The 12806-nt window shown below is 60.5% G+C and carries 9 protein-coding genes; 4 read left to right on the top strand and 5 right to left on the bottom strand.

Annotation, left to right across the window (positions count from 1 at the left end; all coding sequences use genetic code 11):
- Nucleotides 1-40: 40 nt before the first annotated feature.
- The gene (locus K4O48_RS10570; RefSeq protein ID WP_222908189.1) at nucleotides 41-2677 is read right to left on the bottom strand and encodes an EAL domain-containing protein; all 2637 of its coding nucleotides are present in this window, start codon (nucleotides 2675-2677) and stop codon (nucleotides 41-43) included.
- Between the two features lie 211 nt (nucleotides 2678-2888).
- Nucleotides 2889-3335 (bottom strand): PAS domain-containing protein, encoded by a 447-nt coding sequence (locus tag K4O48_RS10565; protein WP_222908188.1) that lies wholly within the window; start codon nucleotides 3333-3335, stop codon nucleotides 2889-2891.
- A gap of 236 nt (nucleotides 3336-3571) precedes the next feature.
- Here K4O48_RS10565 and K4O48_RS10560 point away from each other — a divergent pair, with 236 nt between their 5' ends.
- The 3 genes from K4O48_RS10560 (at nucleotide 3572) to K4O48_RS10550 (ending at nucleotide 8291) form a co-directional block, all read left to right on the top strand.
- Complete coding sequence (locus K4O48_RS10560; RefSeq protein ID WP_222908187.1) at nucleotides 3572-4516, top strand: MerR family transcriptional regulator; 945 nt, start codon at nucleotides 3572-3574, stop codon at nucleotides 4514-4516.
- 77 nt (nucleotides 4517-4593) lie between these two features.
- Complete coding sequence (gene pqqF / locus K4O48_RS10555; RefSeq protein ID WP_260523610.1) at nucleotides 4594-7170, top strand: pyrroloquinoline quinone biosynthesis protein PqqF; 2577 nt, start codon at nucleotides 4594-4596, stop codon at nucleotides 7168-7170.
- A gap of 386 nt (nucleotides 7171-7556) precedes the next feature.
- The gene (locus K4O48_RS10550) at nucleotides 7557-8291 is read left to right on the top strand and encodes a potassium channel family protein (protein WP_260523609.1); all 735 of its coding nucleotides are present in this window, start codon (nucleotides 7557-7559) and stop codon (nucleotides 8289-8291) included.
- An 83-nt stretch (nucleotides 8292-8374) separates the two neighbouring features.
- Here the strand turns inward: K4O48_RS10550 and K4O48_RS10545 are convergent, their stop codons facing one another.
- Both K4O48_RS10545 and K4O48_RS10540 read right to left on the bottom strand, forming a co-directional pair.
- A complete protein-coding gene (locus K4O48_RS10545) occupies nucleotides 8375-8914 on the bottom strand; it encodes a DUF421 domain-containing protein (RefSeq protein WP_222908185.1) in 540 nt (179 codons plus the stop codon).
- A 92-nt stretch (nucleotides 8915-9006) separates the two neighbouring features.
- Entirely contained in the window at nucleotides 9007-9669 is a 663-nt protein-coding gene (locus tag K4O48_RS10540) for a 3'-5' exonuclease (RefSeq protein ID WP_222908184.1), read from the bottom strand.
- Between the two features lie 278 nt (nucleotides 9670-9947).
- Between K4O48_RS10540 and K4O48_RS10535 the strand changes: the two genes are divergently transcribed.
- Nucleotides 9948-11297, top strand: coding sequence for a polysaccharide lyase family 1 protein (locus K4O48_RS10535; protein WP_222908183.1), 1350 nt, complete (start codon nucleotides 9948-9950; stop codon nucleotides 11295-11297).
- A gap of 85 nt (nucleotides 11298-11382) precedes the next feature.
- Here K4O48_RS10535 and K4O48_RS10530 read toward each other — a convergent pair whose 3' ends face one another.
- Complete coding sequence (locus K4O48_RS10530; RefSeq protein ID WP_222908182.1) at nucleotides 11383-12582, bottom strand: MFS transporter; 1200 nt, start codon at nucleotides 12580-12582, stop codon at nucleotides 11383-11385.
- Nucleotides 12583-12806 lie beyond the last annotated feature (224 nt).

The raw sequence follows: 12806 nt of genomic DNA, 5'->3' as shown, positions 1-12806 counted from the left end.
AGCATCTGCGCGTCGCGGCCGGTGCGCTGGCCCGCTGTGCTCAGGCCTCTACGTGCGATTTCAGCGCTTCGAAGGCGACCAACGGAACGGGTTGGCTGAAGAGATAACCCTGGAACATCTCGCAGCCGTTGGCGATCAACAAGGCACGTTGGGCCTCCGTTTCCACGCCCTCGGCGATGACCTCCAGATTGAGACCCGCTGCCAGCGCGCAAGTGGCCCGCACGATGGTCTGGCTGCTGCTGTCCTCGGCCAACTGACGGACAAACGACTGGTCGATCTTCAGCTGATCGAGCGGCAGCTGCTGCAGGTATGCCATGGATGAATAGCCGGTACCGAAATCGTCGATGGAAAACCGAATGCCGTGCTGCTTGAGCGTTGTCATGCGAATGACGGCCTCTTCCATATCGTCGAGCAACAGTGATTCGGTGATTTCCAGCTTGAGCAAGTGCGGGTCCGCGCCGGTGTGTTCCAGCAACGCCAGCAGACGCGGTACGAAGTCAGCTTGATACAGCAGATTTGCGCTGAGGTTGACCGCCAGCGTCAGACTGGCCCAGCGTGGCTGCCGTGACCAGGTGGCGAGCTGTTCACAAGCCTCCGTGAGCACGACGAAATCCAGGGTCTCGATCAGACCCGCCCGCTCAGCCGGCCCGATGAAATGAAAGGGTGTTAGCAGGCCGCGCTGCGGATGCTGCCAGCGCACCAATACTTCAGCACCCACAAGGCCTCGGTGCTGATGCATCTGAGGTTGGAAATGGAGCACGAACTCACCTGACTTCAGGCCCTGTCGAATCTCGTCTTCCAGGCACAGGCGATCCTGTACGGCCTGTTGCATGCGAGGGTCGAAAAAGCGCAGTGCGTTGCGGCCGGCTTGCTTGGCTTCGTACATCGACATGTCGGCGCGCTTCATCAGTTCTTCGGCATCCGCGTCGCAGGCGTTGAGCAAGACGACGCCAATGCTGGCGCTACTGTGCAAAGTCAGGGCGCCCAGTCGATACGGTTCACTGAGCGCCGAAAGGATCTTCTCGCCGATTCGCTTGGCCTGCGCAGCCGCGTATTCGGGTTTGAAATCCAAGTCCTCAAGCATCACGACGAACTCGTCGCCGCCAAGGCGGGCCACCGTGTCGACACCGCGTACCTCTCGATTCAATCGCTCAGCCACCCTGCAGAGCAGCTGATCCCCCGCTTGGTGCCCATGCAGGTCGTTGACGTTCTTGAAGTTGTCGAGGTCGATGAACATCAACGCGCCATAGCGTTGACTGCGTTCTGTCGCCGTCAAGGCCTGCTTGAGACGGTCAAGCAGCAATCGGCGGTTGGGCAGGCCGCTCAACGGATCGTAAAACGCCAGATGGTGGATTCGCTCTTCCGCCGCTTTGCGCTCGGTGATGTCGGTGAAAGCCGCTACGAAGTTCGAAACCTTGCCCTTGGCATCAAGCACCGTGCTGATCGACAGCCACTCGGGGTACACCTCGCCACTCTTGCGGCGGTTCCAGATTTCCCCTTGCCAGGCACCTGTCTGCTCGATGCTGCGCCACATGGCGGCATAAAAGTCGGATGAATGACGGCCAGAGGCGAGCAAGCGCGTGTCCTGGCCGATGGCTTCCTCGGCGCTGTAGCCGCTGATGTCGCTGAATGCCTGGTTCACACGCAATATGCGGTTGTCGGCGCTGGTGATGATCATGCCCTGCTGTGACTCGAATGCGATTGACGCGATCCGGAGCTCTTGCTCGGCATTGGCGCGGTCACTGATGTCACGGCACAAGCACAGCACCGCGGGTTTGTACGGCTGCGCCAACGCAAGGCGTTGGGCCCGCACTTCGAACACCTTGAGCCCGGTCGCGGTCTGTACGGAATATTCCAGGACGCCGGGTATTTCGCTGGCCAAGGTGCTCTGAATCAGCTCGTGAAAGCGACGCGCTTGTGGCGCTGGGAGCACGTCGTCGATGGATTTGCCTAACAGCGCTTTATCCGTCCCGTGCAGCAGGGCGGCGTCATTAGCTATGACCTCCAGATAACGGCCGTCTTCATCGAGTACCAGCAGCAGGTCGGGAATGGCCTGAGTAATGGCCCGCAGGCGCGCTTCGCTGAGGTGCATCGCCCGCTGTATCTGGGCGCGATTAAGCATGTCGGCCAGCAACAGGCCGAGCAGTACGACCGTGGTGGGGAGAACCAGCAACATCGGTAGCGCAACCTCGTTGAGGGTCGGCGCCACGAAAGGCTCTGGCAACAGCATCAGTGAGGCAACCACACACGCATGAAGCAGCAGGCCAAAGATCAGCAGTTGCCTAAACCCGATTCCGAGCCGGCCGCGCCGATGTAAATACCAATAGCCAAGGCCTAACGCGATAGGCAACACAATGTTGAGCAGACCGACCCAAACGCCCAGCCCGCCGAGCCATGCGCGGTAACTTCCCGCCAGCAGCCCGGCGATGCCGGCAACCAACGGGCCGCCGAACAGCGCAGCCATGCTGAGCACGACGGTACGCGCATCAAATATGATTCCGAACTGTACGGAAATTGGCATCAGCATGCCGACAATGCAGGCACCGCCGAACCAGACCCCTGCCAGGCCTTTCGCCCAGAGCTGATGGCTCTGGCCCCAGCGACGGGCAGTAAACGAGAGCAGCCAGCAAAGCGCGAGCAGCACGGTTGCGTTTTCAACGAAGGCGAAAGAAGTCAAAAAGACAAATCCGGATCAGCCGCCGTCCAGTTGGCAGAGAATGAGTGGCGTTTAGCTAGTATTGGTGTTTTCGACGGGTTCTGCATGCCTCTTCCACGTGCAGCGCCCGGGACGCGCTCAGTCGGGCGTCATCATCGTGCTTCACCAAGCGTATCGGCGGCATCCTTTAAGACTGAAGGGCCGCGGCACTGGGGGGACTGGTGAGGCGGTATCAGTTTGCCTGTGCGGCAAGCTGGTCCTTGAGTTGCTGAATTTCGGCTTCGAGTTCCGAGACCCGCTGTTTGGCTTCGACTTCAGCGCTGACATCCTTCTGGATGCCGATGAAGTAGGTGAGCTGATCGCCCTCGTTGAACACGGGAGTGATTGAGAGCTCGTTCCAGAACGCGCTGCCGTCCTTACGGTAATTGCGGATGATCTGGCGGCATGGCTGGTTGTTCTTCACAGCCTCTCGGATCGCTGCGATACCCGGCTGGTCGCGGTCTCCCGCCTGCAGGAAACGGCAATCCTGGTAAAGGATGTCGTCCGCTTCGTAGCCAGTCAGGCGCTGGAAGGCAGGATTGGCATAGATCAGGATATTGTCTTCGCCTTCCTGTTCGGCAACCACGATCCCGTCGTTGGAGGCTTCGATTACCAGCTGCAGCAATTTGGCATTGATCATCTATCGGTCTCTTGTGCGTGGTCGCGGCATTCTAGAACAAGTTCCGGCGCTGCGGCATAACGCCTCGTCATGGGTCAGCCTGCAATGACCCGGAGGGCGTGCTCGGCAGCCGCTGGCCGACACGAGGCGTTAGCGCCTGGCGGCCAGCCAGTCAGAACCGGCAGCGTTCGCTACGGTCTGCGCCGGTAGCCCTGCGCTACAATGCGCGCATCCGACTGTGTAGAGCTGCTCGCGTCATGACCGAACCCGCCCGTGCATCCACGTTGCTTCCCTCTGATTCGCTTCAGCGGCGGGAGCTTGTGCCCATTCGAGAAGTCGCGCGCCTGACCGGGGTAAACCCGGTGACGCTGCGTGCGTGGGAGCGCCGGTACGGCCTTATTCAGCCGACCCGAACCGATAGCGGTCATCGTCTCTATTCGATGGCGGATGTGGAGGCAGTCCGCAACATTCTGTCCTGGACCGAGCGCGGTGTTGCGGTGAGCAAGGTCGGCGCCATTCTTTCACGCGCCCCTGACGAGGCGAATGAACAGAGCGATGTGGTCACAGGCGAATGGGCCGAATGGATAGCTCAGGTGCAGCGTGCCGTGAGCCGCTTCGATGAATCCCGCCTGGAGCAGGTCTACGGGCAGATCTTCTCGACCTATCCGCTGCCGGTTGTCTTCGAGGAGGTACTGCTGCCCGTATGGAAGAACCTACTCCTTCGCCAGAACGAGTATGGCCAGACCAGTGAGTGGCTATTCCTGGACGCCTTCCTTCGTGCCCGTGTACTACAGCGCTTGCAGCTTGGCCGAGGCATTGGCGGGGACAGGATTCTGCTGGCTGCGGCGACGGGTCAGTGCCGCGAACTCGAGTTGCTGGTCAGCGGGTTGTTTCTATCCAGCGAGCGTTTGGCGGTGACCGTGCTGGCCGTTGGGCAGCCGCTGAGCGAGCTACCGCTAATCTGCGAACAGGTTCGCCCACGCGCGCTGGTGCTGTACACCGATCTGCCGCTCGGTGCCGCATTGCATAGCCAGCTTGGCAAACTTGCGCTTGGCCTCGACTGCCCACTGGCGCTGGTAGGGGAGGCGGCAGACCCTACCGAAACCAGCTTGCGTGGATCGCCCATCGCCTGCCTCGGCAATTCCGGCAAACTGATGAACCGACGTCTGTTGCAGTTTCTCGACGGTCGTCTCGATACCTGAAGCCTCTGCGATACGCGCGGTGAACATGCGGTGGGCGTAAAGCGTCAGGATCATTGTGTCGCTCCTGACTTGGCGCGATGCTCATCGAATCTGCAGTGAAGGTCATGCCGCACATGTCTCAGCCAACCGATCCAGCCCAGCGACCGCCACTCGTCACCCTGTCCAGGGGATTGCGGGTACGTCTGCTGCAGACACCGTACAGCGCGAAGGCCGCCGTGCTGGTCCGGGTACATGGTGGCGCCCACGATGCGCCAGACGCGTATCCAGGGTTGGCGCATTTCCTTGAACACCTGTTGTTTCTCGGCAGTCACGGTTATGCGGCTGATCAGAGCCTGATGCCCTTCGTTCAGCGGTGCGGTGGCCAGTTGAACGCATCCACCCGAGAACGCCATACCGATTACTTCTTCCAGGTACCGGCCCGTCAGCTCGAAGAAGGCCTGCGTCGGCTTCTGGACATGCTGACGCATCCGCTGCTGGACCCCGCTGATCAGGTGCGGGAGCGCGAGGTGTTACAGGCGGAATTTCATGCGCGCGCGCAGGATGTCGAGACGTTGTGCGACGCGGCGTTGGGCACGGCATTCGATTCGGCGCACCCGTTTGCAGGTTTTCACGCCGGCCATCGCGCCACCTTGCCCGTCGAGGATTCAGCGTTTCAGCAGGCGTTGCTCGGGTATCACCAGCGCTTCTATCACAGCGGTCAGATCGAGCTGCTTCTTGCAGGGCCCCAGACATCCGTTGAGCTGCAGCGCCTCGCTTGCCTGGCGGATAACACACTCGCACCCGGCCGGGGGGCCGACCGTGTAGCGCCGCCGCCGCACTGCCGTCGTGATACCTGGCTGCGGGTGCAGATCGAACAGGCACAGCCGCGCCTGCATCTTGCATTCGCGCTTGCCGATATGCCTGATCATTGCGCCCCGGCGCTGGACTATCTCTCAACCTGGATTGCATCCGAGGCGCCCGGTGGCCTGGTGCAACGGCTGCGCAGTGAAGGGCTGTGCCAGGCCATGACACTGCGTGTGCCGTATTGGTATGCAGGGCAGGGCGTTGCAGTCGTTGAAGCGCTACTGACAGAGCAGGGGCTCGCGGAGCGCGGGCGAATCGTAGCGGCAGTAAAGGACTGGCTGAGGTTCTTCGCGGATGACGCACGATGGCAACCGTGCCGCGATGAGTACCAGCGTGTTGAAATGCGCCGTCTGCAGGGTGCCGAGCCGTTGGAGCTACTGAGGCATTGGGTGGAGCCATTGGCCTGGGGGCGTGACAGCGACGAGGTGGCGAGCCACCAAGCGCTGGCTGTGTTGCTGGCCGAGATGAGCGCGGCCAGCCCGTTGGTGCTCACCGCGGATAACGCGGCTTGCGAGCCGATCCACACCCTCGGCTTTCCGCTTCGCATGACGCGCGAACGCCCACAACACGCCGTGCCGACAACCTGGCACTGGCAGCAGCCTGAACCCAACCGCTGGTTGCAGCCGCGTGTGGAACGACGACAGGCTCAGGCTTTACCCCCCGCACTGCGCTGGCTTGGGCCGGAAGACTCGAACGGGCAAGCGGCTTTGCACGTGCGCTGGCACTTCAGAGCCGGCACGCCACCGCCGGCACTCTGGCATGCGGTGTCGCACGCGCTACAGCCAAGTCGCTGGGCTGCGCAACAGGCGGGTGTTGTAGTGCGCTTCGAGGACATGGGCGACGTCTGGAGCCTCGGTTTGCAAGGCTTCGCGGAGGCGTTACCGGCCATCGCCATCGACACGTTGCGATTGATAGTCGAACTGCCCGCGACGGCCCTCGCGCAGGGCAACCGGCTGGCCGAGCGCGAGGCCGGGCTTGGAGGCGACGAGATGCTTATTCGCCAGCTGTTGCGGCGCCTACCGCAGTTGATGGCAGGTGCGAAAGTGATGGACACACCCAGCGTCGCACCGGCACAGCGTGCGCTGTCGGACTATTTGCAGGCCGCGCGGTGGCAGGGGTTAGCAGTCGGGTTCGCGGACGATCTGAGAGGCGCGCTTGGCGAAGCGGTCAACGCACTGCCCGGTGAGGCCGATGGGAGCCTGGTCGCAGCACTCATTGCAGACTCTGCTGACCTGGGCCAACGTTGGCACGATGTTAGCGGCGGCGCCTGCTCAACCGAAACGGCCTTACTCTTGTTCTGTCCACTGCCGTCGCGTACGCCCGGATGCGAGGCATCGTGGCGGCTGTTAGCACATTTGGTTGAAGGCGACTTTTTTCGCCGTCTGCGCAGCGAGTTACAGCTGGGCTATGCCGTCTTCAGTCGCTTCCACCAACCTGGCGGTCAGCCGGGCGTGCTGTTTGGGGTGCAGTCGCCCACGGCTTCCGCCAGAGAAATATTGGGCCACGTCCAAGCCTTTATGGACGACTTTGCAGTGTCGCTCGCAGACCTACCGCCCGAGGAGATCGGACGGGTTGCCGTTGAATTGAGCGAAAGGCACGTGGTCGGCTTCGACAACCTTAGCGCCCGCGCGGATCAGGCCTGGGCAAGTTGCCTGGCTGGACATGACGTGACGCGTCCGTCCGCTGTTGCCGAGGCTATGCGCAACCTGCAGCGCAGGGACCTTTCCGCTGCGCTGGAATCCATGCGGGTGGCTGCCAGCGGCTGGGTAGTGGTCAGCAACGCCGCTGCGCCAGATCAGTCATGGCGCTGAGCGCAGCGCCTCGCCCGTTATGCCAACCGAGGCCCGCAAACGCTAAGCGGGCAACAACGTCTCGTGGCAAACACTGACGACGCGATTGCAATGAGGCGCGCTTGGGCAGCAAGAAACCCTGAACTTCGCACATCCGATCCGCTTCATAACAAGTGAATGCTTAGGAAGGTGTGAAACGAGACTTTATGGCTTTTCTTGTATTGGGGGTTCTGCTTTTTCTGGCTACTGCCACGGATATCATTAAAACCACCTTGTCGACCCGTGGCGGAGGGATGCTCACAAATGGGCTCACGCGCCTGGTATGGCGCGGTTTCTTCTGGGCAAGCGGGCGGCGAGGGGAGTCGAAGCTGCTCGAGTACGCCGGGCCCTGTGTGTTGGTGTCGGTCTTGCTGCTCTGGATTGGCTGCCTTTGGTTCAGTCTGTTTTTGATGCTCGCATCCGTCCCGGGCGCGGTAGTAAACAGCACCACCAACGTCGCCGCAGATCTCTGGGAAACGCTCTATTACGCGGGGTACACGCTTTCGACGCTGGGCATCGGAAACTTCACTGCGTCTGGCGATGGGTGGCGTGTGCTCTCAAGCGCCGCAGCGTTCTGTGGGCTTACGCTCATCACCGCGGCGATCACCTACATCGTGCCCGTCGTATCGGCCGCCAATTTGCAGTACCAACTCAGCCTGTTAATCACAAGCATGGGTCGGACACCGCAAGAAATCGTCGTTAACAGCTGGAACGGTTCGGATTTTTCATCGTTTTACGACAATGCCAGCGACATTCGGCAGATGCTGGTGGCGCACACCCTGAACCACCATGCTTACCCGGTCATCCGGTGCTTTCACGACAGCCAGGCAGAAAAGAACGTCATTCCTGCCATCGCAACGCTGGATGAAGTGCTGCGTTTGCTCAGTTGTGTAAAAGATGAAGTGCCGCAGGATCGGTTGAAACGCAAAATGCTTCTGGATGCATTGGATCATCATCTTGAAATGCAACAGGCGAATTACCTGACTCGGATGCGTCCTGAGCATCAGCCTGCCATCGCGGATCTGACATCGTTATCGGCCGCCGGCATTCCTCTCAAGGACGACAAGGACCGCATATGCCGCCACCCCAGTGCGTCCCGGTAGAAGGTGATCGCACGGCCTACGTTGGGTACGTCGATGTTCAGGAGGAGGTTCACGTCGGTCACCTCTCGCAGTCAGGTAGCGGCTCAAATCTCGACATCGCGCGGGCCGGGCGTCATGACATCAGACAAGCTGGACCGGCTGGTACCCGAGCCTTTCTTCACCACACTGAAGTTGCCATCGGTCTCCAGCACCACGGCTTCCACCTCATCCAGGGCAGCTATTCCGCTGGAGCGAACGGCAGAGCGCACTTCGTCCTCGGTGACGCGTGCGGCTTGCATGGCGCCCTCTAGCATCTGCCCTTGATACAACAGCAGCGCCGGCTCCCCGGTGACCAGCTTGCGAACCCAGCCAGCCCGAACGCTGGTCCAAGTGACCAGATACTGCAAACCAATGAGTAAGGCGAGCGCGAGGGTGCCTTCTGCGAGCGAGACGTTGCGGTTCAAGAGGATGGTGGCGAAGGTCGAGCCCAGCGCCACAGTGACGATGAGGTCGAAGGCATTCATCTTCGAGAGTGTCCGCCGACCGGAAATTCGCAACAGAACAATCAGGTTGATGTAGGCCAGTACACCGATCACAAGCGTGCGGACGAGTGTCGACCAGCCGCTGAAAAACATGCCTTCCACATCGATCTCCTTGGGGAACGTCTCTGTGGTAGACGCCACGGCAATAGATGCGTTGCACGTTGTTTGCGATGGGTTGCGATGTCGCTCGCAGTTCAGGACTCAGCGATGGGATGGGGTTTTCCGCTCGCCGCCGGCATGACCCGGTCTGCCAGCACCTGCTCGGCATCGTCGCCAAGCGCGAGGAATACCCGCAGCGCCGCGTATGCATCATTCGCTGCATAAACCCGCTGAGCATCCGTCAGCGTTCGGTTGGCCCAGTTGGAGGTCGATACGCTGCGAGATTTGTTCACACGGGCGTTCAGAACGGCTGCGACCGCGCCTCGCAGCCCCACCTGACCTTTCTTACCTTGGTAGCGCAGCGTCGTGCCCAGATCGATGAAATGCCGTAGCTCGATTCCGAGGCGGCTGCGCAACCGGCTTCGGTCAGCGCTTAGACCGAAGCCAATTTTCAGTATCCGATCGTCTTCGAGAATGGCCCGTGCAGCGCCGATGCAGCCGTCGAGGCCAACCCTGAACAGATAGGCCTTATTCTGACTGGCAAACTGGATCAGATGCGGCCCGGTAGACAGCTCGCCTACCTTGAATGTCGGTTTGGACTCGGTATCGAAGCCCACCTGCGCGCAACCGAGTAGCGCATTCATGGCGTCGTTAAATGCTTCAGGTGTGTCAGGCACGATGATTTCATCGAGCTGAAGGCCGTCGAAGCGGGGCAGAGCGTCCAGGTCAACGATCTGCGGTATGCGAATGATGGGCATGCATGGTTTCCGGCGAGGAGTGATCCGTCACTGATCGAGGTCAGGGCGGTAACGCTGAATGCCAGGGCGCGGCATTCCCGCGTTATGGCTAGCCGAGACTAACGCACTGCCGCCGCAAACGCATTTCGTCGGAAAATTGAACAAACAGAGATAAGACGTCGTATCACTTGTTGACCCTTATTCAATACCGGCTAGCCTGAGAAACACCCATACAGCGCGGCTTGTTGAGCCCGTGGGCTTCCCATGACGTATGACGACAATACAATAAGGATAAGAACATGCGAAACGTTGTAACACTTATGGCGATGTCAGTTGGCATCGCGCTCTCGCCGTCTGTGTTCGCAGCAGATGCTGTTACTCACCCCGGCAAGGCCCCACTGGAACGGCAAACGCTACCTGCCCGAGACGGTTTCGCGTCGATGGGCGCAGGCACCACCGGGGGCGCCTATGCCAGTCCCAGCCGAGTCTATGACGTCAGTACCCGCGCCGAACTAAAAGCCGCGTTTGATGCAGCCGGAGACGAGCCCAAGATCATCCGCGTCCATGGCACGCTCTTGGGTAATGCCAATGACTCGGGAAAACCGCTGAGCTGTGAGGATTATGCGCAGGGCACGGGCTACACCCTTGAGCGCTATCTGGCGACATACGACCCCGCGGTATGGGGTTGGGATACCGAACCGACAGGCGGGCCGGAAAGCGCGCGCGTCCAGGCGGCTGAAAATCAGCGGCGGACCATGCTGATCCAGGTACCGAGCAACACGACAATCATTGGCGCGACGCCTGATGCGAGCCTTGTCGGCCTGTCGTTGAGGATCGACGGCGAACGTAACGTGATCATACGGAACCTGAACCATCTGGCCGTCAGTGATTGCTTTCCACAGTGGGACCCTACCGATGGTTCAGCGGGTAATTGGAACAGCGAATACGACATGGTCCAGATTATCAATGGCTCGTCCAATATTTGGATCGATCACAACTATTACTCTGATGAGCCGGACTTTGACGATCTGTCACCGTCCTATTTCGGCCGGCCTTTCCAGCAGCACGACGGATCGGTGGACATCACCTACGGGTCGGACCTTGTCACGGTTTCCTATAACCGTTTCGAGAACCGCGACAAGTTGATGCTCATCGGTTCCACCGATTCTCCTGCTGCGGGTGATCCCGGCAAGCTACGGGTGACCATCCACCACAACGAGTTCATCAACGTCGGCCAACGCGCCCCGCGGTTGCGCTGGGGCCAGGCAGACGTCTATAACAACCACTTCGTCCGCAATGACGACGCGCGCGTGTCCTTCGGCTACGTCTTTGGGGTTGGGTACGATTCGCATATCTGGGCGGAAGCCAACGCGTTTACCTTCAGTCCGTCGGTGAAGCAGGAACGAATCATCAAGCACTGGAAGGGACAGGCGATCACAACCAAAGACAACGTCATCAACCGTCGTAAGGTCGACCTGCTGGCGGCTTACAACGCTCAGGCGCCGGCTGACCTGCAGCTGGTCACTGACACGTCCTGGCAGCCGACGCTGCGCACTCGGATCCATCCGGCGCAAGCGATTCCGGGGCTGCTCAAGCGTCGCGCTGGCCCGGTAATGACGCTCGGCAAACCAGGCAAACGCTTCCGTTAACCAGCCCGCCGGGCCTCGGCCGCAACGGCCGGCCCGGCTGTTTCAAACTTGAGTAACGGCTAGCTGCGCCCGTGGCCATCTCGGCTCATGCCGCTCGCATACGGGGATGGATGAAAAACCAGATGGCCAGGGGCGTAGCTAGCCCGATCACAACCCATCCGAGCAGACTGATCGCCACAGGCAGGCCGTAGTGGTCGGCGATCCAGCCGGCGCCTATCAAGGGCACGATACTGCCGACATAGCCGCAAACCAGATAGGTTGAGATCAGCCCAGATCGCTCGGTCGGGGTGGCGATGCGGTTGACCATGCTGATGCCCGCCAACAGGCACATACCGTGCCCGGCCGCAGCGGAGCACACGCCGATAACGAACACCACGGGCGAGCCCAGCGTGAAGTTGAGCACCAACATGGCATTGCTCAGCACGACGGCCAGCAACCCGAGCAGTCCGCACCAACGCAGGCTCATCCTGGCGCACAACAGTTGCGTCAGGGCTGAGGCAAGGAGGATGACGCCGATGGAGGTTCCGCTCACAACGGGGCCGTGCCACGGCAACATTTTCTCCAGAAACAGCGGGGCCATCGAGGCGTAGATGCCAAAAACACCAAACGCGAAAAACGGACACGCGCACGTCAGCATGAAGGCGATTGAGCTCTCGCGCCCTGCCCAGGTCAGCCGCGGCATGAATGTCCGCCAGCTGAGGGGCGATGCCGCCCGTTCAGGCGCGTGGCATTTCAGTTGCACGCGCATCAACGCGTAAATTGCCAGCACGCCGAGAAACAGCGACGGTACGTAGGTGACCCGTAGCGGATTCGGCAGCCATTGGCCAATGACGCCGCCAGTGATCGGCCCCAGGCCAAAGCCGAAGGCTAGGAGAAAACTGGTGATCATGGAGATGCGCTGAGAGGCGCCGTCCCGGGAGATTTGAACCAGCCCCACTGAGGCGCTGGTGACGATCAGGCTGGAGGACAGCCCCACAGCGAAGCGACCGATGTTAAGACTTGGAAGGCTCCAGGCGAGCATTGTCAGCAGCGTGCCGGCCCAACCCAAAACGAGGCCGGTCAGCATCACGGCTCGAAATCCGAGGGTGTCGGACAGGCGCCCCATGAACAGCAACCCGAACAGCGCTCCCACCATGTAAACCACGTAAATCAGTGAAATATCGCTGGTCCGGAGATCCCATGCCGCCTGATAGACCGGATACAGCGGTGAAATGAGCGCCGTGCCCATGACACCCACACACATGGCAAAGCACACCCAGGGAAACGGGGACCATGTTTCTTTCATGTAAACGCCTGCATTGATTGGGTAGGGCTCAGCCAAGCCATGGCCGTGAAAGACCAGCGGAAGCCATTATTTTCAGGTGGCTACTGTATCGGCTCAGACGGCTGGCGTGGTCGGTGATTCGATCTGTGATTACCGATTCATGAAGGACATGCCTGGTGAGAAAACATTGCGTGGACGACTCGTTGATGTCGATCAGTCAAGCGTGTCGCGGCCGCGAGATCATC

The sequence above is a fragment of the Pseudomonas sp. DNDY-54 genome, assembly GCF_019880365.1.
GTDB classification, from domain to species: domain Bacteria; phylum Pseudomonadota; class Gammaproteobacteria; order Pseudomonadales; family Pseudomonadaceae; genus Stutzerimonas; species Stutzerimonas stutzeri_P.
This window is presented reverse-complemented; position numbering and strand designations above follow the sequence as displayed.